Origin of the sequence: Fructobacillus sp. EFB-N1, from assembly GCF_001038455.1 — a bacterium.
In the GTDB taxonomy this organism is placed as follows: Bacteria; Bacillota; Bacilli; order Lactobacillales; family Lactobacillaceae; genus Fructobacillus; species Fructobacillus cardui.
Window position 1 is genome coordinate 1 of the sequence record NZ_LDUY01000035.1, and the last position, 25,232, is coordinate 25,232.

The following is a 25,232-nucleotide window of genomic DNA, read 5'->3' on the forward strand; positions in this document are numbered from 1 at the left end:
CACGTGGAACTTTCAAAGTAGAACAAACCATTGAAAAACGTCCTGAAAAAGTGAATGAACGGAAAGAATTTGGGCACTGGGAAGTTGATACTGTTCTCTCTAGTCGAGGTCAAGATCGAACATGTGTGGTTACCTTTTTAGAGCGCCAAAGTCGTGTCTATTGGGCAATCAAGGTACACAATCGAACTAAGGAGGCCATGGCAACTGCCTTTCAACGTTTCATGAACTCGTTTGGCAGCACTGTAAAAAGTATCACTGTTGATCATGGAAAAGAGTTCTCAGGATATCGTGAGTTAAGAGATACGTACAAGATATCGGTATATTTCTGCCATGCGTACTCCCCATGGGAACGAGCCAGTAATGAACTATTCAACCGTAAATTACGATACTTCTTTCCGAAGAAGTCTAACTTTCGAGATGTTGATGAGCAGCGACTTTATGAGGCAATTGAGTTGATCAACAATCGACCCATGAAGTTACATAACTACCAGACGCCACTAGAAGTTTTTCGGGGTTGTTCGAATTAAACTTGTAATCTGCCAAACCAAAAAACCCCTCACACTCATCTCGCAGTCCACACTGCACCGAGTTTGAAGGGGTTTTGTTTTATCTTGTTTGAGCTGATTGATGATTAAAATTGGTTGATTGGGCGGTGATTAGAAACCACCCTAATACCAAATTTCATACAGCTGAATAGCCAAGCGAATCTTTTCATTGTCGTCTGCATTATTGAGGTCCATGTCGAGGATTTTTTCAATTTTTTGTAGGCGGTAAAAGGCCGTGTTACGGTGGATGAAGAGCGCTTCAGCCGCTTTGGCAATGGATTCGTTGGAAGAAAAGAAGGTCATTAAAAGGGAAAGGTACTGTTCTTGGTCAGCGACCTTGAGCTCGAAGAGCGGTTGGAGGACCGCATCGATAAAGATGGTCGCTTCTTTTTTGGGAACCAGTCGTAAGACGTCCGTAACTTGTTGGGGGTTGTACTGGTGCGGCCTTTGCAACTGGCGATTTTTAGCCGTATCAAGGGCCTTGTCGGCTTCGTCGAGCAATTGTTGGAAGTTGATCAACGATTTTTGGTACATCGTATAGCCGATTAGATTGCGCTCATTGGGGAAATGAGGAAGCAGGAATTTTTCCAAATCCGGTAAGATATCCGGCAAATCAGGTGTTTCCTTCACCAAAGCGAAAATTTTGAAATTCCAATTCATCAAAATGACTGGCTGCTTGATTTTATTGAAATACCAATAAATATAATCCGCAACCCGGTGCATAACAAATTGGTGGTTTCCGGTATTTTGTGACCGCGCCTCATCAACCGCAAAGGCCTGGTACTGGTCATCAATATTTAAACCATTTAACTTGAGGATGCCGGCAAACGATTCCTTGGCAATCGGTTGGGCGATGATTGTTTCAAAGACCTCGCTCTTGCGTTGGCGTTCATTTTTGACGTTGATGTGGACCTGCAAACTTTCGAGACTAAGCAGATTAACCATGTTTGAAATCAGCAAGTCCTCCGCTGATTTTTTAGCAGGAATCGCCGCAAAAATGACGAACCGGCGCGTCAGCTTATCGATGGTCTTAAGGGGGTAGATGGTGTAACGATCGAAGAGCATTTGAGGCTCTTCCATGTTGATTAAATCAAGATCTTTGCTAGTGTAAGCAAGCAATTCTTCGTCAATATCAGCCGTACTATTCTTGGCTTTCAGCCGGCCAAAGGAGTCGATGATATAGGCATCGACGCCGAGCATCGCTGTGATCTGATTTAGAATCTGATCATCTGGCTGTTTGGCAAGAATGTACTTCGAAATGGCCAAATTTTGATCCATAATCGCCGATAGTTGCTCGTTTTCTTCCGCCAAAATGGCATTTTCAACTTTATGCAGCATAGTGATTCTCGGGTCCACTCAAAAGAATCTTCACTTACTTATCCCAACATCTTTTTTTCTCGACCCTCTTCCCTTCGATTTGTTTCACATATCTTAAGCCTCTTGTGACTTTAATGCAAGGTCATCTGTCACTAAAAAATCAGTCAAGCGGTCCATTGCCATTTCTAAGTTAGCCGTACTCGTGGCATAACTAATCCGGAAATAACCTTCGCCACCGGGGCCAAAAGCATCCCCCGGCACCACGCCAACCCGGCCCTGCTCCGCCAAAGCCGTGCAGAATTCCAGGCTACTTTCGTAGTTTACCGGAATTTTGGCAAAGATATAGAAGGCGCCCTCAGGAGTGACCGCCTCAATGCCAACTTTTTCAAGGGCGGCCAGCACCAAGTCCCGCCGTTCCTTGTAAACTTTTTTCATTGGATCGATATCATTAATTCCCACCGTGAAGGCCTCAATCGCTGCTTTTTGCACAATCGAAGACACATCGTAGCTATTAAAGACGTGGACCTTGGCGATGCCTTCCATCAAAGATTCGGGGGCGAAAACGACTCCAAACCGCCAGCCGGTCATCGCATGCGACTTGGACAAGCCATTAAAGACAATCGTCCGTTCCGGAATAAACTTTGCAATCGAACTATGCACCTTGTCATAAGTGATTTCCGCATAGATTTCATCGCTAATCACCGTCAAATCAAACTCGCGGGCAACGGCCGCCAAAGCCTCCAACTCATCGTCTTCATAACTAACGCCGGTTGGGTTACTAGGCGTCGTCAACAAAATCGTCTTTGCCCTTGGGTTTTCCTGAGCCTCCTGACGGAGACGCTCAGGAGTCAACTTAAAGTTGTCGTTGGCCAGGTTAATATAGTCAACCTTTCCGCCGGCGATACTAATCGCCCCTTGGTAGACTGGGAAAACCGGTGAAGGCAAGAAGACCTCATCGCCCGGTTCAAGCAGTGCCAAGAAAACATCCAAGATGGCCTCACTCACGCCAATCGTTGTGACAACTTCCGTTTTCGCATCGTAGAAAATCCCATACTTTTTTGCTACGAAATCGGCCGCAGCCTGGCGGACCGCCAAGGTCCCCAGCGGATCCGTGTAGTGGGTGTCGTTTTCTTGAATAGCCCAAATCCCAGCTGATTTAATATGGTCGGGGGTATTGAAATCCGGTTCCCCGACGGTCAACTTAATGATGCCCGGAATGTCTTCAATTTGCTTACTAAAGGTTGAAATGCCCTCTGGTGGCATCGACAAAATCGCATCGCGAATAATACTGTTTTGGTTCATTTTCACACCTCGATTCTTTTCATTCGATTCATAACCCGTCAACACTCTTTTTTAATTACATCAATCCAATTCGTTGTCTGCTTCCGTCCGTTAGGTTCCGTTCTTTTTCATCAATCGCAACGAAACACAACGCCCCTAACAGTTGAAAAGTAGCCAACGAAGTTGATTATCTAATTAAAATTGGCGCTGACCAGCTTGGTAAACTTGCTTGTCTTCTTGTTGAACAGCCTTGACGTCTGCCAATGGGTTGTCCTTCAGAACCAAGAAGTCAGCGTACTTACCGGCAGCCAATTCACCATATTCTCCGAGCTTCATCAAGGTAGCTGAGTTATGTGAACTCGACAAAGCGTCAAAATTCGTCATGCCGAGTTGGTCGACCATGATTTCAAATTCCTTTGGCGTTTCATCAAAATTAGTAAAGGGGCAGCCAGCATCAGTTCCCAAGGTAAGCTTAACGCCCGCCTTGTAAGCCTTGCGGAAATTGCGGAAGCCAGCTTCTTTGACCTCCGCGTTCTTTTGAGCTTCCCAATCGGGCAGCTCATCACTGTGGTCGACCATGCTTTGGACAACCAACAACGTTGGTGTCAGATAAGTCCCCTGGTCAACCATCATCTGAATCTCTTCATCCGTCAGATAGTCACCGTGCTCAATTGAATCAACCTTGGCCTTCAAGGCATTCATGATTCCTGGATTTGCTTCCGCATGGGCGGCTACGATACTGCCCTTGCTGTGAGTTTCTTCAACGGCGACCGCGATTTCAGGAATCTTCAACTGTGGTTGGACCATGTTATCGTTGATTGACATGACACCACCGGTTGCCATGACCTTGGTACACTGGGCGCCGTCGGCAAAGTTTTCGCGAACTTGCTTGCGCATTTCGTCAGGGGAATCCGTGACATTACCGCCGTGGAATAAAATCCCGTGGCCACCGGACATGGTCATTGGTGCACCGGAAGGCATGATTTGTGGTACTTTTTCCAACTTTCCTTCTCGTTGCAATTTAGCCAAAGTTCGATCAACCCCGTAGCTACTACCACAACCGCGGACATAGGTCACACCTGATTTCAACAGCTGGCGCAAATGTTCAACCGAGCGAACCGTGACGGTCACGATATCAGCGAACCCATCTCCATCATGGGTGTTGGGGTCCAAGGATACATGGGTATGGGCATTAATCAAGCCGGGCATCACGTATTGACCATTCAAATCAACTGTTTCGCTGGCAGTTGGCGCCGCGCCAGTGCCCGTTTCACTGATTTTGCCGTCGTCATCGACCAAGAACCAAGCGTCCTTGGCGATTTCATCTTTGATACCATCGAAAATGTTTGCATTTGTAAATACCGTACTCATAAGAATTTATCCTTTCTTTTGTTTAAAACAGCGACTAAATAATTACAACAACTTCAAGAAAATCGAAGCGATAATAACGGAGGCAACGGAGACTGTCGCAAACCCACCGACCAACATCTTCGGCAACGTGTTCGCTAAAATGTAGCTTTCTTCCTCCGGCGTTTGAGCTAGGTTCTTGGCTGACTCATGCGTCACAATGTAGTCAGCTGGGAAACCAAAGAGTGCGGTTAGGGCACTGGCAAAGGCCATTTCCCGTGAGAAACCTAGCGGCTTAGCCAAGAGGAAGGAAACGATGAACATGCCCAAGATTCCTAGTAGAATCATCGTCACGATTGGGATCAAAATGTTGACCAAGTTCTGTGGCGTGACGGTTGCCAAGAACGAGAAGATGTAGGAAAGCAGACCATACATCAGCCAGTTAAAGACACCGGCCTTTTCCAAAACATGGCTAGGGAGCAAACCAGCCTGATGACCGATAACCCCAAAGACTAAGCAAATGATATAAGGGTTAATGGTGTTTTTCAACAACGTTCCCAAACCAAGGGCCAGGCCGGCAAGAGCCATGACCGTAAAGATTTGAAAGGCCGATGTTTGATAAATCTTGGGTAGTCGATCAACAAACTTTGGCTTACTTTCCTCTGGTTGTTCAAGTTCGACGATCTCCTTGAATTCACCACGATGGTAATTCGTGAGCAGGCGTTTGCCCTCTTTCTTCAACAGAAAGGCGGTTAATGGATAACCGATGATGCTGTGAACAACGAACATCGAAACTGGGAAGGAAATCAAAGCCGTGATATGGGCCGCCTTTAGCCCGTTACTCATCAAGAAGGCGGCCACGATACCACCGGTCAACGGTGGCACACTGGCAATGACCGTCTGCCAGTTGAAGAGAACAAGCCACCACCCATGGCCAACAGGGCCGTACCGGCGACACCACACAGGGCAATCACGACGGCGCGCCACTGGTGAAGCAAAGTCTTAAAGTCCATCAGCGTTCCCATGTGAACCAGCAAGGCCGCCTGAATCATGGTCGTAAATGCTGGCGTAAAGGTCGCGGTAGTGGTCACGTTCTTTGGAACAATCGTCCAATAACCAATTAAAAACAGCACGGCTGTGACAAAGACCGATGGAATATAGGCCTTACTTAGCGTCGACACCCACTCCCCAATGAAGAGGAAGAGCATGATGACGCTAAGAGCAATGACAGTCTGCATATGAATCACCTCATTTCTTGCGTGAATTTGTATTGCTTGGTCCCAAGTATAGAGACTTCCAAAAAATAATAATTTGAACAAATGAACAAAAAGTGCAGTAGATCCTCGTGAACAATGACCAAAAGAAATCAGCATGTAATCTTTGACTAAAATCAGCACCCGGATGAAGATTCATTCCAAACAATTGCTAAATGGGGGATTGAAAACCCTTTCTCTTTGACCTTCTCTGGGCTTTTTTTCGTCTTGTTTTTGTTACAAAGACGTAAAAAAGCGCCCCTCCTCATCAACTTTTAGTTGATTTGGAAGAGCGCTGCTCAATAATTTGTTGTTTTGGTATTTTGCTAGCGCACGGTCGACAAAGCTCGGGACGGGCAATCGCTAGACCGCCCCCCGCCTATGCCTTCACTAATTCTTTGATAAAAATCATCAGCTTAAAGGTTTCATCTGCTGAAAGATAGGCCGCCTTGTAGCACGCCACCGCCTCCGCCGGACTAGTTGGCTGTTCACCCTCAATATACCACTTTTCAATTTGTGGCTTGAGTTCTTTCTCTAATTCAGCATAGCCAAACTCTTGCTTGCTTGCAATGGCAATCAAAGCATGCAAGATGGCATGCTCGATTAAGTTACAGTACACCAATCGGGTCTTTTGTTGACTAGCATAGGGGTACTGCTGAACCTTAATCATAGCCGGATCGGCCAGATTCAGGTACCGACTTTCATCGATATGGTGGCAATAAAGGCCCTCTGCCGTCCGGTCAATCGCTGGATTCTTTGGCAAAGAATACGTTTCACCAGCCAAAAAAGCCTGGTAGTTATCTTCAGCAAAGTAACTGTCCTTGGCTGGACCATACTTTTGCAAAAGTTCCGCCACGGCATCCGAATAGGATAATTTCAGCAATTGCATATATTGGTCAAGTTGTTCTGTCATGACGTATCTCCTTCTCGTTTTCTGCAAGCTCTTTTCCCCCATCTTACCGCAATAATTGTAAAATTTCTGGTCCTTTCTCAGTTTTACCAAAATTTTCCCTTGAAAAATCAGCAGAATCTTAAATATTTTTTATCGGCAACAAAAGATCCGCCAAAGTCGCGCCCAGACTGATTTTATAGATGAATTTTAACCAAGAAAAGGCTCACACTTTTCTCACTTTTCTCTAATTAATCCTTGACAGGCGAGAAAATATTCATTATGCTGTTGTCAACAAGTTGGCAAACAGCCAATGTTAATCAAAAAACGATGATCGGAAATTTTAGTTGACTTTGTTTTCACAGAAAAGCTGGATGTTAATTCGTGAGAACCGGCCAAACAAACCAACTAAATCGTGCCCGTGAGTTATCTTTCGAAATGAGTAGAAAGAATCGGTCAATGGCCCGTTACCGCCAAAGTCTTTTTTGACTTGCTAAGCTAGGAGTGTGCAAACCTTCTAGGAACTGAGGTGGTACCGCGCAAAAACGCCCTCTGACAGAATGATTTTCTGTCAGAGGGCGTTTTTTATTTGATTTATCGGCTAGAGGAGAACAGATTATGACAACCACAACATTTTTTCAAAACCAATTTTACGGTAAGAGCATTTTGAAGGAGACTGATTTATCAGTCAACGAACTAAACTACTTGGTCGACTACGGTTTGCACCTTAAGGGACTGGCCAAGCAAAACATTCACACCAAGCTGTTGGCCGACAAGAACATCGCCTTAATTTTTGAAAAGAATTCAACGCGAACCCTATCAGCCTTTACCACAGCCGCCAACGAACTTGGTGCCCATCCCGTTTTCTTGGGCAAGGATGAAATCCACTTATTCCACAAGGAATCGATTGAAGATACCGCTAAGGTTTTGGGTTCCATGTACGACGCCATTGAATTCCGTGGCTTCCGCCAATCAAGCGTCGAAGCTTTAGCTAAGTACTCCGGTGTTCCCGTTTGGAACGGCCTCACAGATGACTGGCACCCAACGCAAACCATCCCCGACTTGATGACCATCAAGGAAAACTTCGGTCACTTGGCCGGCTTAAAGGTTGCCTACCTCGGTGATGGTCGCAACAACGTTGCCCACTCGCTGCTAGTTGGCTGTGCGATGGTCGGCGTTAACGTTGCCATTGTTAGTCCGGAATCATTGCAACCGGCTGCTGAAGTCTTAGAAATTGCCCAGGGCTATGCCAAGGAAACCAGCGCCGAAATCACCATCACTTCTGATTTGGCCACCGGCCTACAGGATGCCAACGTTGTCACCACCGACGTTTGGGTTTCCATGGGTGAGGATAACTGGAAGGAACGAATTAACCTACTCCTTCCCTACCAGGTCAACATGAACGCCTTGGCCATGACCGGCCACCTCGATGACGGTCAATTGATTGTCCTCCACTGCTTGCCTGCCTTCCACGACCTTCGTACCGAAGTTGGTAAGGAAGTTTACGTCAAGTACGGTCTCAAGGAAATGGAAATCACCGACGAGGTCTTCCAAAGTGAATACGGCCGCCAGTTCGATGAAGCCGAAAACCGCAAACATGGTATCAAGGCCATGATGGCCGCCACCCTTGGCACCCAATTTATTCCAAAAATTTAAAGCCATTGATTGGCTAAGCGGGAAAATGACCCACGCGGCCTGAATCCCTACCTACTAACACAGAAAGGAAGCTTGCTATGAATGCCGCGATTACAGGCGTGACCGGTTATGCCGGCATGCAACTTTACGCCCTCTTACAAGAACACCCCGAAGTCGAAACCATCAACGTCTACCAACACGATTTAGACGATGCCATCCCCCTTGTCGACCTCAACCCCCGTTTGAACCTTCCTCATCCCCAGCTCGCCTATCCATACGATAGCCAAGAAATCATGGCCAACAACGACCTGATTTTCCTAGCGACGCCGGCCGGAGTGGCCATCAACTTGGCCGAACCTTTCTTGAAGGCCCACTTCCCCGTGATTGATCTTTCCGGCGATTTTCGCCTGAAGGACCCAGCCGAATATGAGAAGTGGTATCATCTCAGCCCAGCCAAGGAAACTGATTTGCAAAACGCATACTACGGCCTGGCCGACATCTACGAAAATCCGGGTGCCTCATACATCGCCAACCCTGGCTGCTACGCAACGGCAACCCTCTTGGGACTAGCCCCCGCTGTCATGGGCGATTTGATTGAACCCGACTCAATCGTTGTGGATGCCAAATCAGGATTGTCCGGTGCCGGCAAGTCACTGAGCTCGTCATCACACTTTAGCCGGTCGAACGAAAACCTGCAAATTTACAAGGCGAACCAGCACAAGCATATTCCAGAAATCTTGGCCGAGCTCAGCAAGTGGAACCCCAAGGTGCAACACCTGCAATTCATGACCACCCTGGTACCAATCGACCGCGGGATCATGGCCACGATTTATGCTAAGGTTAAGCCTGATATTGACGAGATGGCCATCCTCAACTACTACCATGACCTCTACGACGAGGATCCATTCGTCCAAATTTGCGACGATTACCTGCCCGACATCAAGTCGGTCATCGGAACCAACAACTGCAAGATTGGCCTGACCTTTAACCCCGTTACTGGTTACCTAACCATCGACGCCGTCATTGACAACATGCTCAAGGGCGCAGCCGGTCAAGCCATCCAAAACATGAACCAGTTACTAAACTACCCAGTAACTTCTGGACTGGAATTAACGGCATTGGCCTTTTAAGAATTTGGGGCAGCATGAAGCCAAATAAAACTTCTGCTAAACCACAAAGAGGTCACTTAGACCCTTTCATCATCCCACCAATCTTGCCAGCACCTAGACCAAAACCAGCACAAACAACCCCCCCTTTTATATAGAAGAAAAGGAGAACTTCTTATGCAAGAAATTGACTTTACCTGGCCCAAAGGTTTCCAAACGGGCACGGCCCATGCGGGCTTTAAAGAAGACCAGCAACTCGACATGGCCTGGATTGTTTCAGACGTTCCAGCCGTAGCCGCTGGCGTTTATACCAAAAACCAATTCCAAGCGGCTCCGGTGCAGTTCACCAAAAACCTGATTAACCAAAACCACGAACTCCAAGCCATCGTGATTAACTCTGGTAATGCGAACTCCTTCACTGGACAGGAAGGCCTGGACCACGCAGATGAAACCCACCAATTGTCTGCTAATAAATTAGCTATCGACCCCGACCTCGTGGCCGTTGCCTCTACCGGTGTCATTGGTAAACAACTGGAAATGAACAAAATTGAAAACGGCCTGGACCAATTAGGTTTGGCCCCCGAATCAGACATTGCCCACGCCATTTTGACAACCGATTCCTGTGAAAAGAAAACAACGGTTTCCGTCATGATTGCTGGCCAACCCGTGAACATTACAGGAATTGCCAAGGGTTCTGGTATGATTCACCCCAACATGGGTACTACCTTAGGCTTTGTTACCACGGATGCCAACATCACGGGTGAAGCCCTCCAAGGCCTTCTGTCTGATTTGATTCAATCTTCCTTCAACCAAATCACGGTCGATGGCTGCATGTCCACCAACGACATGGTCCTTGTCCTTGCTAATGGCCAAGCGGAAAACGCACTGCTTGACCAAAGTGCGGCCCAGGCGGGCATTCCGGCCCTGGCCGTGAACCAGGAAGCCGGTCCCCTCTTCACCGCCGACTACCTTGATCAGGATGCGTATGGCGAGGTCGGTGAGGTCACGGGCATCGATGAAGCGGTGTTGGCAGAGGTCAGCCAAGCTGGCAACGGGCAAAACCCCGTCTTATTGGTCAACTCACTCGCTATTGGCCCAAATGGTCCACTGAATGTGAATGCCGACTCAGCAGCTCAGGCACTGGCTACCATGGCATCAGCCGACCAATTGATCCTCTTAACCGATGTCCCCGGGGTCCTCGTCAATGAAGAGGTCGTCACGGCCCTTAACCCGCTCAAAGCCAACCAACTGATTGACCAGGAGTTGATTACCGCTGGCATGGTGCCCAAGCTCCAGGCCGCATTTTCCGCCCTGCACCATGGTGTCCACAAAATCACCATCACCAATCACCTTGGCCAAGGAACAAAGTTAGAACTATGATACGGACAAAAAATCGACAATTTTATCTCGCTTTTTTGGGGACTGCAAGCCCAAGCTTTTTTAAGTGCGCCTTCTTGACCACCTAGCGGTGGAAAACGACGAACAAGTCCCTGATTTTTCCATCCTAAAACAGACCAGTATAACCAACAGGAGGCTTTACCATGACAACGACTATGCATACTTACGACCAATTCCCTTTTGATATCGTAGATGGACACGATGCTTATCTCATCGACGACCAAGGTAAGGAATACCTCGACCTGACTGCCGGTATCGGTGTCTGCAACTTTGGCTACAGCAACCAGCAAATTAAGCAGGCCGTGGCTAAGCAAGTGGAAAAGGTCTGGCATATTACCAACTTATACCAAAACCAGTTAGCAGAAGAAGTCGCAGAAGACCTTTGCCCAGCCAGTTACCAGGCCTTCTTCTGTAACTCTGGGACCGAGGCCAACGAGGCTGCGATTAAATTAGCCCACAAGGCGACTGGCAAGCACGAACTCGTTGCCTTTGACTATGGTTTCCATGGCCGCACCACCGGGTCGCTGTCTGTGACCGGTTATCCCCACATCCAAGAAGGATTTGCGCCGTTAATGCCAGCAGTCAAGATGGTACCCTTTAACGATCCAGCTGCCCTAGATGCCATTACCGAAGACACCGCTGCCGTGATTCTCGAAGTCATTCAAGGTGAAGGTGGGATTAATGTTGGGCAGGCAGACTGGCTCCATCAAGTGCAAGACAAGTGTCATGCAACCGGTACCCTGTTGATTATTGACGAAGTCCAAAGCGGCATGGGTCGGACTGGCCACCGTTTTGCCTTTGAACACTACGGTTTGGAACCAGACATGATTACAGTTGCCAAAGGATTGGCTAATGGTCTGCCGGTTGGGGCCCTCCTCGCCAAGGAAAGTGTTGCCAAGCACTTCCAACCCGGCGACCACGGCACGACCTTTGGTGGCAACAAGGTCGTAATGTCCGCCGCGAAAGAAGTCCTGAAGCAGCTGAACCCAGAATTCCTAGCCACAGTCCAAGCAAAGGGTGACTGGCTCTTTGACCAACTGGAACAAAAGCTCAGCCCGCTAGAAGTCGTCACTGGTATCAGTGGTGGCGGCTTAATGGTTGGTATCCATTTGGCTGATTCCCTGCCCGTTGGCCAAGTCATTCAGGCCCTCCAAAAGGAAGGCATCTTAACCCTCTCTGCCCGTGGCAACACGTTGCGTCTTTTGCCACCATTGATTGTAGATCAAGACGATTTAGCCCAAGCCATCGATCAAATCAGCCAAATCATTCAACAACTGAGTAATGCTGACCAAGCCGCTGCCGTTAAATGACCTTCGTGGTCATTTTTTATTTTTTGGCAATTTTCTGATGGATTTAAGGTTTAAAATTTTCGTCCGCAAAGATTTGATTAGCTCATCTGAACTCAAACTATTTCGTCAAAAAACGTCAAGTTATTTTTTTAACAAGATAAAATTCCCCATTGTTTTATTTTTTTGACGAAATTTTTTTAGAATCATTTTCCTTTTCATAAAAATCCCCAAAACGCCAAATTTTCACCTTTTTCATAACGCTTCCTCCTATCTAACCCCAGAGCAAATGTCATATTTCCTAACAAAAATTCTTTTCGCATAATTTTTTCATTCTATTATAGACGAAATCGCAACGAAAAACAGACTTATATTAGGAATTGATGATAATTGTTCGTTTGAATCTAAGATTCAAAGTAGAAGGAGGATGCTTATGGCACAACCTATTCAGGAGACCGAGGTGAACCAAGACGGGACCAAGCGCTCCTTGAGCAACCGTCACGTGCAAATGATTGCCATCGGTGGTACCATTGGAACCGGACTTTTCTTAGGTGCGGGCTCAACGATTTCAAAATCAGGCCCCACGATTTTACTTCTCTACGCCGTATTGGGTACGCTCTTTTTCTTCATGATGCGCGCCATCGGTGAAATGCTTTACTCACAACCCGACCAACACACCTTCGTTGGTTTTATTTCTAAGTATTTGGGCAAGGGTCCCGGAGTCTTTGCCGGTTTGACTTATTGGCTGGCACTAATTTTCGCCGGCATGTCTGAATTGACGGCCATTGCAACCTACGTCAAGTTCTGGTTTCCAACCTGGAACACGGCTGCAATTGAAATCTCTTTCCTCGCCGTCTTGGTTTTGCTAAACATCTTAGCAGCCAGGGCCTTCGGTGAAACGGAATTCTGGTTCGCGATGATCAAAATCATCGCCATCATTTCCTTGATTGTAACCGGAATCTTCATGGTCATGACCGGTTTTAAGAGTCCTGGTGGGGCCGAGGCTAGCTTTTTGAACATTTTCCCTAACTTTAGCCTCTTCCCTAATGGTTTCCAAGCCTTCCTTGGCTCCATCCCAATGGTCTTCTTCGCGATGGCCGGGATGGAATTCGTTGGCATCACCATTGGTGAAACCAAGAACCCTCGTAAGGTTTTGAAGAAGGCCATTAATGAAACGGTTTACCGGGTCTTGTTGTTCTACATCGGTGCCTTGATCATCATCATGTCCATCATGCCATGGACGAGCATCACTGCCGGTAACAGTCCATTCGTTCAAGTCTTCAAGTTGGCTGGTTTTCCAGCAGCCGCAGCCGTGATTAACTTCGTGGTTTTGACTTCTGCTTCCTCAGCTTTGAACAGTGTTCTCTTCTCAAGTGGTCGACACCTCTACCAGCTTTCTCGCGAACTAGATTGGAAGCCATTGGCTAAGATTGCTAAGGCTGGTATTCCAGCACCTGCCATTCTCTTCTCCGGTGCACTTTTGCTCTTCGCACCTGTGATTGCTTCCATCCCATCCATCAACGATGCCTTCCAGTTCGTTACTGGTGGTACCAGTGACCTTTACTTGGTGGTTTACTTGATGACGATGGTTGCTCACCGACGCTTCCGCGTTTCACCGGAATTCATGCCGGATGGCTTCAAGATGCCTTGGTATCGTTACACGAGTCCAATCACCATCGGGGCCTTTGTCCTCGTCTTCTTGTCACTTTTCGCTAATCCAAACGACGTTATCCCCGCTACCGGGGCTATCATTTGGGTTATCGTCTTCGGTGGCTACTGCTACTTATGCTTCCGCAACCAAGAAATGGCAACAATTTAATTCACTGTGTTTAGTTAATCAAGTGTCCGGATTCACACGGGCACTTTTTTTGTTCGTTTAAATCAGCTTCCTTCTATTTATATAGGGTCCTTTCTCTTGCCAAAAACGGGTACCAATCCCCTGCTCTTGCCGTTAATTCAAACCGATTCTACACTCCGAGATTGTTAATCTGCTGATTTGATAAAAACTGTTTAAATTTATCCAAAACTCAGGTTTCAGTAAGAGGCTTTGTGGTAAACTGATTTTGACGATGAATTCTAACCTATCTAAGGCTAAAGCACCGCCAGATGTCGCCTGGCCCTTCTTTTTCAAGAAACGGGCGGCTCTTGTTTATTATTACAAACCGTAACCGAATGCCTATGGGTATTCGGTTGCGTTTTGCATTCCAGAAATACTAGGAGAGATTATGCTTGACATTTTTAAAGCCATTATTATTGGTATTGTCGAAGGATTAACAGAGTTCTTGCCAGTCAGTTCGACTGGCCACATTGATTTGGTGAGCCAATTCGTCCAAATCAGCCAAGGTAAAGATTTTGAAAACATGTTTGAATATGTAATTCAATTCGGCGCCATCATGGCTGTTGTGATTTTGTACTTCAGCAAGCTGAACCCATTTAGCGCCAAGAAGACAGTGCGAGAGCGCCAAGACACTTGGGTCCTCTGGTTCAAGGTCATTATCGCCTGCCTTCCATCAATCATTATTGGCTTGCCATTGAATGATTTCATGGATGAGCACTTGCACAAGCCAGCCGTGGTGGCGACTGCTCTGATTGTCTATGGTATCTTGTTCATCGTGATTGAAAACATCTACAAGAACAAGGCCCCTAAGATTAGCAGCTTAGCAAACATTGGTTACAGCACAGCCTTCTTTATTGGTTTGTACCAGGCTTTGTCAATCGTGCCTGGTACAAGTCGTTCAGGGGCAACCATCTTGGGTGCCATCATCTTGGGTGCCAGCCGTTACGTGGCCACTGAATTTAGTTTCTTCCTGGCTATCCCAACTATGGTTGGGGTTACCATCCTCAAGGTTGGTTCTTACCTCTTGAAGGGCAACACCTTCACGGGCGAACAATGGGCCGTTTTAGCAACTGGAACTTTCGTTTCTTTCATCGTTGCCGTCGTTGCCATCAAGTGGTTGTTGAAGTTCGTGCAAACACACGATTTCAAGGCCTTTGGTTGGTACCGAATCATCATTGGTTTGATTGTCTTCGCCGTGATGTTTATGTAATTTGATCTTGAAAGTCCCCGCTTGGGGGCTTTTTTTATGCCCAAAATTTATAGAAAATCAGCTTAGCCGCCGGCCTTTCAAATACAAAAAAACCAGCAATTGCTGGTTTTTTGACTAATTTATTGGTTGTGAACGGCCTTAATAACCTCTTTAACGAGGTAAAAGGAACCCGTCGCCAAGATAACATCGTTCTCCTGGTCAAAGTGTTCCAGCGCATATTGGGTTGCCTGAGCCGGATTGACAATCGTCAACACCCGCTTTGCATCGGTAAACTTCAAAAATTCTTGGTACAGGTCCTCAGCGGCTAACTGTCGGTCTTGGTTATCCGGCGTGGTCACGATGAAAGTCGTATCGTTCAAGGCACACAGGTCTTGAACGCAAGTTAGCGTATCCTTATCCGCCAAAAAACCGACAATCAGGACCTTGCGCCGGTTAGCAAACGAGCCCTGCACGGTTTCAATCAGGGCGTTAATCCCATCAACGTTATGAGCCCCATCGACAATCACCGGCCGGGGTTCTTCTTGCAAATATTCAAAGCGTCCGGGCATGTGGGCCGTGGCAATCCCTGATTTTAAGGCGGCCAATGGGATTTGACTGACACCATCGATTTGGGACAGGACCTGCCAGGTGGCAATAGCCGTCTGTAAGTTACCCAATTGGTAAGACCCCTGTAAGCCCAGGTGGATGTCCTTAATTTCCTGACCACCAACCGTGACGGCGACCGTTCGCTTTGTGCCGCTTTCTGCCACCTGGTTAAGTTCGACCATGGTGGCTGAAAAGACCCGATTGCCCCGCTCTTGGGCAATTTCTGTCACTACCTCATCGACCTCCGGCCGTTGTGACGCATAGGAAATAATGGTTTCACCCTCGCGGACCATCCGCACCTTGGTTTGGGCGATGGTGGTTAAATTATCGCCCAAAATCCGCATATGGTCCATGCCAATCCGAGTCAAAATCGTGTAGTCTGAGCGAGGAATCTCATTGGTTGCATCCAACTCGCCGCCAAGGCCGGCCTCCAAGACCAGGTAGTCTGGGTTCTGGCGAATGTAAAAGGCCATGGCCGTTAAGAAGGACGCCTCAAAACTAGAAATTTCAGTCAGCAAGTTCACTCCGTGATTGTCCAAGACGGCCAACAAATCAAAGAAGGCTTGGGCAAAATCAGCCTCCGCAATTGCATCCCCATTCCAGGTAATCTCTTCTCGAATTTCAAACAGGTGCGGACTGTTAAAACCGGCAACGGTCAGCCCACTGGCCACCAAGAAGTTTGTCACCATCTTTCCGGTCGAACCCTTACCGTTCGTGCCGGCCAAGCGAATAACCTTGCTTGAAAGGCGGTCAAAGCCTAACCAACCAATAATTTGGCGCAAGAAAGCCACTCGGTCAATTTCTTCCTTGTACTTCATCCCGGCCGGAATGCTCTCCAGGATGGCCAACGCCTGTTGATAAGTTTGGTCTTTATCTATGCTTTTCACCGTGACCTCCTGTGTTTTCACTGGCTAGACGAACTGCAAACCGCTTGCGCTGCTACTCAACTGACTGGACGACCTACAAACTGCTTGCGCTGCTGCTCAACTGACTGGACGAACTACAAACTGCTCACGCTGTTGGTCAACCGAATCAGCACCAGTCATCAACTTATCTAGCTGGATTGCAACCGCAGCCGACAGCCCAATTCTGTTTTTTTCAGCGACACTTATGCCTGTTGCAAAAAGAGACTTTGCTTGGCCAAATCACCCTTGAACTCACCCATATAGTAGGTCGTTTCCGTGATGTTGCCGACACTGCGCACCCCACGCATTTCCATGCACATGTGACGGGCACGGACAACGATGGCAATCCCCTTAGGGTGGATTAGCTCGTCTAACTTCTGGGCAACCTCAGAGGTTAAGCGTTCCTGAACATTGGGCTTCTTAGCAACGTGGCCAATCAACCGGGGCACTTTACTCAAGCCGACAATCTTCCCGTCATTCGGGATATAGGCCAACGAAACCTCGCCAAAGAATGGCAAGAGGTGGTGCTCACACATTGAGTAGAAAGGAATCTTCTTGACCGTGATGACTTCCTGGTCAACATCGTCTTCTGTTGAGTCAAAGACGGTAAAGTTGGTGAAATCAGTATTGACCGCGCCAAAGACTTCGGCATACATCTTAGCTACCCGCTCTGGCGTTTCCAACAAGCCCTCTCGGTTCACATCTTCGCCGACCGCCGTCAAAATGGTCCGCACTGCATCTTCAATAATTTTTTGATTTTTACTATCCATGGTCTTTTCCATTAATTAATATTCTAATTTTTCAGCAACAACTCGGACCGCCTGGCCGGCCGGCAAAGCCTGACTGGCTTCCTGAAACTTTTGGTAAGCGGGCTCGTCAACATCAAAGAGGTCTAACAGCGGCACTAAGACAAACTTCCGCCGGTAAAGTTCCGGATGTGGGACCTGCAGCACCTCATCATCGATTTGGTCATCCCCGTAGAAAAGAATGTCTAAGTCAATGGTTCGCGGACCCCAGTGAATCTCACGAACACGGTGCAAATCGGCCTCAATTTGATGAATCTTATCTAAGAGGTCGTGGGCCGAATAGGTTGTTTCCACCTTGGCGGCGATATTGTAAAAGTCGTCTTGCTTGACACCACCAACTGGACTCGTCTCGTAAATTCGTGACACCTGGTCCACCGTGATTTGGTCATCACCAGCCAACACCTGCAAAGCAGCATTGATGGCTGCCAACCGGTCGTTCAGGTTACTACCAATACTTAAATAAGTGATCATTGGTCGACACCCCGCTTGCCAGTATCCGTCAATGTAATTTCCACACTATCGAAAATGCCATTGACCGGCACGGCTAATTTGCGAATATTCAGCGACATGGCCACGATTTCGGCATCGTAGACGGCCCGAATATCATCAAAGATTTGTTGGCCCAAGCGTTCAACGAGGTCAACCTTACTGTCGGCAACGGTCTTTTCGATGATCCGATAGATAGCCCCATAGCTGACCGTATCCGTCAGGTCATCCGTGTAACGCGACTGGTCCGACTGCATTTGACAGGCCAAATCAATTTCGATGTTTTGCCCGATTTTCTTTTCCTCGGCGTAAACTCCGATATAGGAATGAAACTTCATATTATTTAACTTAATTGTCAACATGACACGACCTCATAATGTAAACAGAAAACCCTATTTCTTATCATAAAAATGATGATATGATTAATTGATAGGGTTTTAACGAATTACTTACCATTATACCTTAAAAGTGCCCCTTAATGACCGAAAGAACGAGGAGACTAGCAATGTCCATCAAGCACATTGATCAAGCAACTTTCAACCCATTAATTGCCGGCAGTCAGATGACGATTGCCTTCACTGATTTAACCGCGGACCAAAAAAGCGGCCTGGCCAACTATTTTGCCCAGCACAACCAACGCTTTACCACTCAGGAAAATCAGGACCTACTCCAAATCACCCACCGCGACCTGGAAACAGTGATCGCCGACTTCAAGCAAAACGCAATCATCGCCACGGACGAACTCGAGGCCATCTACAAAGACAGCCAAATCTTTTTTGCGGCCGGTAACCGGTCCTTTGATATTACCGATAAGCCCATGATTCACTCCATCATGAACTTGTCACCCGAATCCTTTTACGATGGCAAAGACCACAACTTAAAGGAATACCTCGGTCGTATCGAAGAGCAAATTGCCATGGGCATTTCCTTCTTTGACATCGGTGGTAAGTCCACCAACCCCAAGGCCGGTGACATGAGTGCCGATGAGGAATTCAGCCGAATGGAACCCTACTTGAAGGAAATCAGAAAGGCTTTCCCCGGCATTATCCTGTCAGTTGACTCCAACAACCCGATTACTATCGAACGAGCCTTGGACCACGGTGTTCAAGTGATTAATAGTATCTCCGGCTTTGACACGCCAGAAATGCTCGACTTGGTTGAACGCTACCAGGCACCTGTAATCACAACCTACAACAACCGTAACAAGCCAACCGACAATGTCCACCAATCCTTGCTTGACTACCTCGATGACCAGGTCAGCGAACTGAAAGCTCGTGGCTTGAAGGACGAAAACATCATCTTGGATCCAGGAGTCGGCTTTACTTCCCGTTACGAAGGTATCACCAAGGAAGAAATTGCTGCCGAAGACGTTACTAAGATTAAGGCTATTCGGGCCATGGCTGACTGCCGTCTGCCAATCTTGGTCGGCGTTTCCAACAAGAGCTTTATGGGCACGCTCTTCGACCGCGAGATCGATGACCGCCTCATCTCATCTTTGTTGGTCGAATACAACATGGTCATGAACGGTGGTCGGTTGATTCGTGTCCACAACATCGAAGAAACGCGCTTGATGATGGATATTTTCAATACTTTGGCTTTGTAAACTAGGGCAAAACGACAGCCACCGACGTAGCAACATCTGCGTTAATGCAATCATAGAATCTTGTAAGCCACAGTAAATAGACAGTCGCTAACGTGGTCATATCCACGTCAACGCGGTCACAGAACTCTGTAAGCCAAAGCCAATAGACAGTCACCAAAGTGGCTGTCTATTTTTTGTGCACAGAAAAAGACGAACCAGACCGCCATTGCAGCAGGGTTCGTCTTTATTTTGAAGTCATAGAAGCTGATTTTCCAGAGTCCAGACCATTCTTTTATTGGTTAACAATTTGTTGGTAACGCTTGGATGTTAGCCAGTAAATCACCAGGTAAATCAGAATCACAATCACTGTGACCGTGACCATCACTGAAATAAAAATTGTTGGATCAAAGAGGCCCAAAGTCTTGAAGACCGTCTTCAAGATTGGGAAGGCAAAGAAGGCGTTCAACACCAGTAACAAGAGTGGCAAACCGAAGAGCAAGCGGATTTGGCGGTTAATCATTTGCTTGGTTTCCGCCAGGCTCAGGCCAATTCGTTGCATCTTCTTAAAGTTTTGCCGGTCAACCATTCCTTCGGCGACTTGCTTGTAGTAAACAATCAAGACCGTGGTAAAGGTTAACACAACAGCCGTTAAGACTCCAACGAAGACCAAACTACCAAAGACAGTTTCGATGCTTTGCACAGCGTCGGCTCGGTCCATGACCTGGCCACCCGTCTGTTGGAAAATCTTAGTCAAGTCTTTGCTAAAGGAAATTTCGTTGTTTTTAGTCCCTTTAACATCGTAGGCATAAATATAGTTAACCGCATCTGGCATCGCAGAGGCCCCTACTTGTTCATCAGCGGTCGCCGGTACTTGGATATCCTTCAAGAAGGCATCTAACTGGCTTTGCTGGTTCACGACCAAGTAATAATAGCTTGGACCGGATGGTGCAGTTGAATCAGGTGAGGTAAGTTGACCGATAGTCTTCACCTTATAGGTCTTACCACCAATTTGTAGTTGTGTTGGCACCTTGTTCTGGCGGGCGGCATAAATACCAACCTCATCACTGGCCAATGAAACGGATTTTCCTTGCCACTTTTGCAAACTTGCTGTCGTCATGGCCCGGAAAGCTGGCGTCGACATGATGTCACCTGTACCAGTAAAGCGACTCAACTTTCCCTGGCCACTCACGTTCACCAAAGTGGCGCTCGTTGCTTCCAGTTCGTGACTAGCGCTCAAAGTTAAGTTGTGCTGTTGGGCGCTCTGTTGAACCTGATTTAACTGGTCCTGTGACAACGCCTGGGTACTCGTAATCGTTGTATCGTAAGGCAGGTACTGGCCAAACTTGCTGGTTACTTGCTGCATCGAAATCGCTGCCGTCAAGGCCACAACGATGGTCGTGAATAGCAAGGCAACGGTGGCCAAGCCGGCCCCATTGTTCTTCACTCGGAATAAGAGTCCCGAGACAGGAACAAAATGCTTGTCCTGATAGTAGTACTTTTGGTTCTTGCGCAAGCGCTTTAAGAGCCAACCAATGCCGACAATCATCACCAGATAAGTGCCGACAATCACCAGGCCGACCGCCCAGATAAAGGAGAACAGGGCGTTCAAACTTGGCTTCGTTGTCAATGCCAGCCAGTAACCAGCGATTAAGATGACGAAGCCTGTGATACCTAGGAAGGCTTTCGCTTTTGGTTCTTTGGCAACCCTTTGATCGGACTTGGTCAAATTAATCAAGCTTGTCCGGCCGATTTTAAACCCTTCAATTAGGGTCATCAGGAAAAACAACGCTGCGTAAATCAGCCCAACAGTGACCACCGTGTTCCAGTCAAAGGAAACCCGGTAATGCTGACCACCTGCTAACTGATTTAACACGGGGAAGGCAATGAACAGGGCGCCAAATGAAGCTGCCAGTCCGATGACCGTCGTGATGAACCACAGGCCAAGTGACTGCCAGACCACCACCATGAAGCCCTGAAAGCGCGACATTCCCAACATCGAGAGCGTCCCGATTTGACGTTGCCGCCGACCTGAGACAAAGGAATTGGCGTAGAAAATAAAGACTACCCCAACCAACAGTGACAAGACTAAGCCTAAGACCATCACAGCCTTGATAATCTTGCCATATTCGGAAGTAGCGATGCTATGGTTATTGCGAATGGCGAAGAACATCGCGTTAACCATCAACAAGAACGCATTAGCAAAAATAAAGAGGGCGTAGTGACGAAAATCCTTTTTGAGTGTTTGTAGTGCAAAGCGAAGACTCAACATCTTATTCACCTACTTTCGTCAACTCCGTTAGCTGGTTGGAGATGGCTGACAGGTATTCCTCCTGCGTCATCTCACCCCGATCTAAGGCAGTTTGAATTCGACCATCCTTGATAAAGAGGGTCTTCTTAGCATAGGAGGCGGACAATGATGAGTGAGTGACCATGACGATGGTCTGCCCCGCTGCGTTCACGTCCTGGAAAATTGATAGCATTTCTTGAGCAGTCTTAGAATCCAATGCCCCGGTTGGTTCATCGGCCAAAATCAGTGCTGGGCGCGTAATCAAAGCGCGAGCAGCAGTCACTCGTTGCCGTTGTCCACCAGAAATCTGACTGGGATACTTGTCCAAGAGGTCTTGGATCCCCAGTCGTGGAGCCAATTCGCTCAAGCGACTGTCCATTTGGGACTTAGGAGCCTTGGTCAAAACCAATGGCAAATAAATATTGTCGCGGTTGTTGAAAATGTCCAAAAGATCGAAAGACTGGAAGATAAAGCCGAGGTTTTCTCGTCGGAAAACCGCCTTTTTGCCGTCTGATAAATCAGTGGTCTCCACCCCGTTCAACTTAATGGATCCATTGGTGGGGTTATCAAGGGTGGCCATAATGTTTAACAGCGTGGTCTTACCCGCACCGGACTCACCCATGATAGCGACATAGTCCCCTTCATTAATTGTCAGTGAAATATCCTGCAAGACCTGCTTGTTTTGGCTGTCCGGATAGGACTTCTGTACGTGTGTTAGTTCTAGTATTGCCATTGTTATTCTCCTTTAGTCCAGATTAACATCGCCGGACTGATTCATTAAATGTAAATTAGCGCCATCGCCGTAACCGACATGGTAGGCCCGCTTCATTGAAAGCGAACCAGACTTGGTTTCAGCCTCAACGATTGGCAACTGGCTTTGTTCCACTTCGATATCACCATTTTCATTGGTAACATTGCCACCACCGTCGATGGTCACTTGCTTCAATTCAATGTCACCATTGGTATTGGTTAATTGAACTTGGTTCGTACTGATATTTTTTAGCTTAATATCGCCATTCTTGGTTTGAATGTCCAACGTTTGCAGCTTGATATTCTTTGGCACCGTGATTTCTAATCGCTGGTCACCAGCTTGAAAGTTATTGGCCTTTCTTGATTTCTTAACCACAACTAACTGCTGATTTTCAACCTTGGTCTCAAATACTGCGTGCTCAGAAGAGTCAGTCTCCTCCACAGCGTACTTGTCACCACTTTTAACCACGATGTCAAAATTATTGGTATCAACTTTTAAGCCTTGAACATTTTCATTTGTCAGCTGACTTTTTTCTGGGCTGATATCGTGCGTTTCCGTTTTGACGTGAGATAAGTCACGCGTCAGCACCCTGGCAAAATCAATTTCTCCAGGCTTGGCTAAGACAAAGGAAACACTGGACAGCACTACCCCAACGCCCATCAAAAAGACACCTAATTTTAACGATTTTTTCATTATCTTAAATCCTTTCCCAAAGTTGTACAAGCCAACGACTCAGAGCAACAATGCCCTGAATCACCTTTTTCGTGACAAAAATAATACCCGGAATCACCAAGAACATCAGCCCGATAAAGATGATACCCAAGCCAGTAAAGAACAGTCCCGACCAGAAAGTGTGGAACAACGTGAAGAGGCCGTAAATAAAGAAGGCGACTCCCGCGGCCGTGGCCAATAACATCAAAATCGAGAAGAAGAAGATAAGCATAAAGAGTGAAAAGAAGATGCCACCAAAGAATGGTAGGGTTAACGGCAACGTGATGATGATCAAAGCTAAAATCAGAACCCGATAAGCCGTTGTGTGCTGCGACCCATAGGGCGGCACTTGTTCACCATTTTCGGTATAATAGTCAGTTTTAATTTTTGTTGCTAACTCTTCCGGTGTGCCTAGGCTTTCAACCGCCTCTGCATCGGATAATCCGCCATCCTCAAGGTATTCACGATAATACTCTAAGATATCGTCTTTTTCTTTTGTTGGTAATCCTTTAAGTGCTGCTGCTAATTTTTCTAAATAGTTCATGTTACTCTCCCAAAATGCCGTTCACCTGCTCAACAAAGGTCTGCCACTCTTTTTTCGCGTCAGCCAGTTGTGCCTCTCCCTCTTTCGTTAACTGATAGTATTTCCGGGTTCGTTCATCAAAGATTGCCGACCGGGTGGTCACAAAGCCTTTTTGTTCGAGCCGTCGTAAGATGGGATAGGTTGTTGAATCAGAAATCGGAATGACTTCCTGTATTTTTTTTGTGATTACGTAGCCGTAAAGTTCTTCTTCGGACAATGTCTGTAAAACAACCGCCTCAAGAACCAGATTCGGAATCTTTATTTTCATCATCATACTCCTTAACATCTAATACTATACGTCATATAATATAGTTTGTCAAATAGGTTGAAACAATTTTTAAATACTTATTTCTTCAATTTTGAAGAAAAAATGCTATAAATCACCATTTATAAGGTTTATTTCATCCAGCCATTACCTTCATGACAGCACAAAAAAAGCCAGCACCATCGGTGATGGTGTTGACTTCTGGCAATCATGATAATCAAACAGACAATTATCTTGATTACATATAGTACTAGCAAACATGTTCATACAGATGAAGACCCAATTCAGCAAATTATTCAAAAATACAAAGCCATTAAAAAAAATTGGGCCCACTCTGTTCCGATTTTTAATCATCCCCATTCAATAAAAATTATGGAATCGCTTCATCTTATCCTAACGGCTTTTTTCGATCCTCTGGCCGGCCTAACGCCCCATACTGCAAAAATAATTGGAGTCCTTCAATTTTTTGCTTACTCAAATTTTCTTCCATTTTTCCCAGATAAGTAAAGACCCACGAAGCGACCATCAACATCACGTCATCACTTGCGGGCGTATTGATTTCCCCACTTGCTCGACCCTTTTTAATCAAAGTCGATATCAAAGACATTTGGGTATTGTATAAGTAATCGTAAACAATTTTGGAATGCTTAATCACTCGCTGAAATTCATAAAAAATATTCTCGCCCAAAAGTCGTTCACACTCTTTCTTCTCCTTTTTAAAGGCATTAATAACCTTGGCAAAAGTGGCATCTGAACCATCTGCCATCTCAATAATCGGCTTAAATCGGGTTTTATAAAAGTCCAAAACGACTTGCTCGGTTAGTTCCTCTTTTGTCGGAAAATACTTATACATAGTAACAATCGAAATATCTGCTTTTGAGCTAACGCCTTTCATACTGGTAGCCCGAATACCCTGGTGCGTCATCAAGTCAGTGGCAGCAGCTAAGATTTTCTGCCGGTTTAATTGTTTTAATTCTTCTCTTTTCACAGGGGTTTGTCTCCTTGGTCGATAATTTATTTTATTATAGGTTGACTTTATTTGTAATAAAAGGTTTGATATAGCTTAACAATATTAAAGTTTATTGTGAAAGGACACGTATGGCATATTTAGAATTGGCAGATTCTATAATTAATTCGAACGAGAAAATTTAAAATAAAAACCCAAAG

At 46.6% G+C, this 25,232-nt stretch carries 22 protein-coding genes and 1 pseudogene; 8 read left to right on the forward strand and 15 right to left on the reverse strand.

Annotated elements, in window-relative coordinates; translation table 11 throughout:
* A partial coding sequence (locus tag FEFB_RS07495) for an IS30 family transposase (RefSeq protein WP_047974818.1) occupies positions 1 to 527 on the forward strand: 527 nt, incomplete at its 5' end.
* Between the two features lie 141 nt (positions 528 to 668).
* Here the strand turns inward: FEFB_RS07495 and FEFB_RS07500 are convergent.
* The 5 genes and pseudogenes from FEFB_RS07500 to FEFB_RS07520 all read right to left on the reverse strand — a co-directional run bounded on the left by FEFB_RS07500 (position 669) and on the right by FEFB_RS07520 (position 6,656).
* On the reverse strand, positions 669 to 1,883 hold the full coding sequence (locus FEFB_RS07500) for a CdaR family transcriptional regulator (protein ID WP_047975629.1): 1,215 nt from the start codon (positions 1,881 to 1,883) through the stop codon (positions 669 to 671).
* 93 nt (positions 1,884 to 1,976) lie between these two features.
* Positions 1,977 to 3,164, reverse strand: a complete 1,188-nt coding sequence (locus tag FEFB_RS07505) for an aminotransferase class I/II-fold pyridoxal phosphate-dependent enzyme (RefSeq protein ID WP_047975630.1) — start codon at positions 3,162 to 3,164, stop codon at positions 1,977 to 1,979.
* A 174-nt stretch (positions 3,165 to 3,338) separates the two neighbouring features.
* The gene (locus FEFB_RS07510) at positions 3,339 to 4,514 is read right to left on the reverse strand and encodes an amidohydrolase family protein (protein WP_047975631.1); all 1,176 of its coding nucleotides are present in this window, start codon (positions 4,512 to 4,514) and stop codon (positions 3,339 to 3,341) included.
* A 42-nt stretch (positions 4,515 to 4,556) separates the two neighbouring features.
* Positions 4,557 to 5,728 (reverse strand): annotated as a pseudogene (locus FEFB_RS07515) (hypothetical protein).
* 394 nt (positions 5,729 to 6,122) lie between these two features.
* Positions 6,123 to 6,656: a hypothetical protein gene (locus FEFB_RS07520; RefSeq protein ID WP_047975632.1), complete on the reverse strand. Its 534-nt coding sequence runs from the start codon at positions 6,654 to 6,656 to the stop codon at positions 6,123 to 6,125.
* Between the two features lie 594 nt (positions 6,657 to 7,250).
* Between FEFB_RS07520 and argF the strand changes: the two genes are divergently transcribed.
* The 6 genes from argF to FEFB_RS07550 all read left to right on the forward strand — a co-directional run bounded on the left by argF (position 7,251) and on the right by FEFB_RS07550 (position 15,104).
* On the forward strand, positions 7,251 to 8,288 hold the full coding sequence (gene argF, locus FEFB_RS07525; RefSeq protein ID WP_047975633.1) for an ornithine carbamoyltransferase: 1,038 nt from the start codon (positions 7,251 to 7,253) through the stop codon (positions 8,286 to 8,288).
* Between the two features lie 77 nt (positions 8,289 to 8,365).
* Positions 8,366 to 9,397, forward strand: coding sequence for an N-acetyl-gamma-glutamyl-phosphate reductase (argC, locus tag FEFB_RS07530; protein WP_047975634.1), 1,032 nt, complete (start codon positions 8,366 to 8,368; stop codon positions 9,395 to 9,397).
* A 153-nt stretch (positions 9,398 to 9,550) separates the two neighbouring features.
* Positions 9,551 to 10,753: a bifunctional ornithine acetyltransferase/N-acetylglutamate synthase gene (locus FEFB_RS08350; protein ID WP_053068989.1), complete on the forward strand. Its 1,203-nt coding sequence runs from the start codon at positions 9,551 to 9,553 to the stop codon at positions 10,751 to 10,753.
* Between the two features lie 161 nt (positions 10,754 to 10,914).
* A complete protein-coding gene (locus tag FEFB_RS07540) occupies positions 10,915 to 12,081 on the forward strand; it encodes an acetylornithine transaminase (RefSeq protein ID WP_047975635.1) in 1,167 nt (388 codons plus the stop codon).
* Positions 12,082 to 12,484: 403 nt separating this feature from the next.
* Positions 12,485 to 13,876, forward strand: coding sequence for an amino acid permease (locus tag FEFB_RS07545; RefSeq protein WP_369795918.1), 1,392 nt, complete (start codon positions 12,485 to 12,487; stop codon positions 13,874 to 13,876).
* 406 nt (positions 13,877 to 14,282) lie between these two features.
* Positions 14,283 to 15,104, forward strand: coding sequence for an undecaprenyl-diphosphate phosphatase (locus FEFB_RS07550; RefSeq protein WP_047975637.1), 822 nt, complete (start codon positions 14,283 to 14,285; stop codon positions 15,102 to 15,104).
* A gap of 119 nt (positions 15,105 to 15,223) precedes the next feature.
* Here FEFB_RS07550 and FEFB_RS07555 read toward each other — a convergent pair whose 3' ends face one another.
* The 4 genes from FEFB_RS07555 to folB all read right to left on the reverse strand — a co-directional run bounded on the left by FEFB_RS07555 (position 15,224) and on the right by folB (position 18,248).
* On the reverse strand, positions 15,224 to 16,576 hold the full coding sequence (locus FEFB_RS07555) for a folylpolyglutamate synthase/dihydrofolate synthase family protein (RefSeq protein ID WP_047975638.1): 1,353 nt from the start codon (positions 16,574 to 16,576) through the stop codon (positions 15,224 to 15,226).
* A 221-nt stretch (positions 16,577 to 16,797) separates the two neighbouring features.
* Positions 16,798 to 17,364 carry a GTP cyclohydrolase I FolE gene (folE, locus tag FEFB_RS09055; RefSeq protein ID WP_047975639.1) on the reverse strand — a complete coding sequence of 189 codons (567 nt, stop codon included), beginning with the start codon at positions 17,362 to 17,364 and terminating at the stop codon, positions 16,798 to 16,800.
* A gap of 15 nt (positions 17,365 to 17,379) precedes the next feature.
* A complete protein-coding gene (gene folK / locus FEFB_RS09060) occupies positions 17,380 to 17,871 on the reverse strand; it encodes a 2-amino-4-hydroxy-6-hydroxymethyldihydropteridine diphosphokinase (RefSeq protein ID WP_053068990.1) in 492 nt (163 codons plus the stop codon).
* On the reverse strand, positions 17,868 to 18,248 hold the full coding sequence (folB, locus tag FEFB_RS07570; RefSeq protein ID WP_047975640.1) for a dihydroneopterin aldolase: 381 nt from the start codon (positions 18,246 to 18,248) through the stop codon (positions 17,868 to 17,870). The genes folK and folB overlap by 4 nt, the downstream gene beginning before the upstream one ends.
* 143 nt (positions 18,249 to 18,391) lie before the next feature.
* Here folB and folP point away from each other — a divergent pair, with 143 nt between their 5' ends.
* On the forward strand, positions 18,392 to 19,489 hold the full coding sequence (folP, locus tag FEFB_RS07575; protein ID WP_053068991.1) for a dihydropteroate synthase: 1,098 nt from the start codon (positions 18,392 to 18,394) through the stop codon (positions 19,487 to 19,489).
* Between the two features lie 271 nt (positions 19,490 to 19,760).
* Here the strand turns inward: folP and FEFB_RS07580 are convergent, their stop codons facing one another.
* From FEFB_RS07580 to FEFB_RS08355, 6 genes are all read right to left on the reverse strand, one after another.
* Positions 19,761 to 21,737, reverse strand: a complete 1,977-nt coding sequence (locus FEFB_RS07580) for an FtsX-like permease family protein (RefSeq protein ID WP_047975641.1) — start codon at positions 21,735 to 21,737, stop codon at positions 19,761 to 19,763.
* A gap of 1 nt (position 21,738) precedes the next feature.
* Positions 21,739 to 22,488, reverse strand: coding sequence for an ABC transporter ATP-binding protein (locus FEFB_RS07585; RefSeq protein WP_047975642.1), 750 nt, complete (start codon positions 22,486 to 22,488; stop codon positions 21,739 to 21,741).
* A 12-nt stretch (positions 22,489 to 22,500) separates the two neighbouring features.
* Positions 22,501 to 23,199 (reverse strand): DUF4097 family beta strand repeat-containing protein, encoded by a 699-nt coding sequence (locus tag FEFB_RS07590; protein WP_047975643.1) that lies wholly within the window; start codon positions 23,197 to 23,199, stop codon positions 22,501 to 22,503.
* A gap of 4 nt (positions 23,200 to 23,203) precedes the next feature.
* Positions 23,204 to 23,761: a DUF1700 domain-containing protein gene (locus FEFB_RS07595; protein WP_047975644.1), complete on the reverse strand. Its 558-nt coding sequence runs from the start codon at positions 23,759 to 23,761 to the stop codon at positions 23,204 to 23,206.
* 1 nt (position 23,762) lies between these two features.
* Positions 23,763 to 24,074, reverse strand: a complete 312-nt coding sequence (locus FEFB_RS07600; protein WP_161795116.1) for a PadR family transcriptional regulator — start codon at positions 24,072 to 24,074, stop codon at positions 23,763 to 23,765.
* A gap of 379 nt (positions 24,075 to 24,453) precedes the next feature.
* On the reverse strand, positions 24,454 to 25,053 hold the full coding sequence (locus FEFB_RS08355) for a TetR/AcrR family transcriptional regulator (protein WP_053068992.1): 600 nt from the start codon (positions 25,051 to 25,053) through the stop codon (positions 24,454 to 24,456).
* Between the last annotated feature and the right edge of the window lie 179 nt (positions 25,054 to 25,232).

Bases quoted from the DNA above. Each gene is read 5' to 3' on its own strand.
- FEFB_RS07505 (WP_047975630.1), bottom strand. From the start codon at position 3,164: ATGAACCAAAACAGTATTATTCGCGATGCGATTTTGTCGATGCCACCA.
- FEFB_RS07540 (WP_047975635.1), top strand. From the start codon at position 10,915: ATGACAACGACTATGCATACTTACGACCAATTCCCTTTTGATATCGTA.
- FEFB_RS07585 (WP_047975642.1), bottom strand. From the start codon at position 22,488: ATGGCAATACTAGAACTAACACACGTACAGAAGTCCTATCCGGACAGC.
- FEFB_RS07510 (WP_047975631.1), bottom strand. From the start codon at position 4,514: ATGAGTACGGTATTTACAAATGCAAACATTTTCGATGGTATCAAAGAT.
- argF (WP_047975633.1), top strand. From the start codon at position 7,251: ATGACAACCACAACATTTTTTCAAAACCAATTTTACGGTAAGAGCATT.
- folB (WP_047975640.1), bottom strand. From the start codon at position 18,248: ATGTTGACAATTAAGTTAAATAATATGAAGTTTCATTCCTATATCGGA.
- folP (WP_053068991.1), top strand. From the start codon at position 18,392: ATGTCCATCAAGCACATTGATCAAGCAACTTTCAACCCATTAATTGCC.
- FEFB_RS08350 (WP_053068989.1), top strand. From the start codon at position 9,551: ATGCAAGAAATTGACTTTACCTGGCCCAAAGGTTTCCAAACGGGCACG.
- FEFB_RS07500 (WP_047975629.1), bottom strand. From the start codon at position 1,883: ATGCTGCATAAAGTTGAAAATGCCATTTTGGCGGAAGAAAACGAGCAA.
- FEFB_RS07595 (WP_047975644.1), bottom strand. From the start codon at position 23,761: ATGAACTATTTAGAAAAATTAGCAGCAGCACTTAAAGGATTACCAACA.
- FEFB_RS07600 (WP_161795116.1), bottom strand. From the start codon at position 24,074: ATGATGATGAAAATAAAGATTCCGAATCTGGTTCTTGAGGCGGTTGTT.
- folK (WP_053068990.1), bottom strand. From the start codon at position 17,871: ATGATCACTTATTTAAGTATTGGTAGTAACCTGAACGACCGGTTGGCA.
- FEFB_RS07590 (WP_047975643.1), bottom strand. From the start codon at position 23,199: ATGAAAAAATCGTTAAAATTAGGTGTCTTTTTGATGGGCGTTGGGGTA.
- FEFB_RS07520 (WP_047975632.1), bottom strand. From the start codon at position 6,656: ATGACAGAACAACTTGACCAATATATGCAATTGCTGAAATTATCCTAT.
- argC (WP_047975634.1), top strand. From the start codon at position 8,366: ATGAATGCCGCGATTACAGGCGTGACCGGTTATGCCGGCATGCAACTT.
- folE (WP_047975639.1), bottom strand. From the start codon at position 17,364: ATGGATAGTAAAAATCAAAAAATTATTGAAGATGCAGTGCGGACCATT.
- FEFB_RS07580 (WP_047975641.1), bottom strand. From the start codon at position 21,737: ATGTTGAGTCTTCGCTTTGCACTACAAACACTCAAAAAGGATTTTCGT.
- FEFB_RS07550 (WP_047975637.1), top strand. From the start codon at position 14,283: ATGCTTGACATTTTTAAAGCCATTATTATTGGTATTGTCGAAGGATTA.
- FEFB_RS07545 (WP_369795918.1), top strand. From the start codon at position 12,485: ATGCTTATGGCACAACCTATTCAGGAGACCGAGGTGAACCAAGACGGG.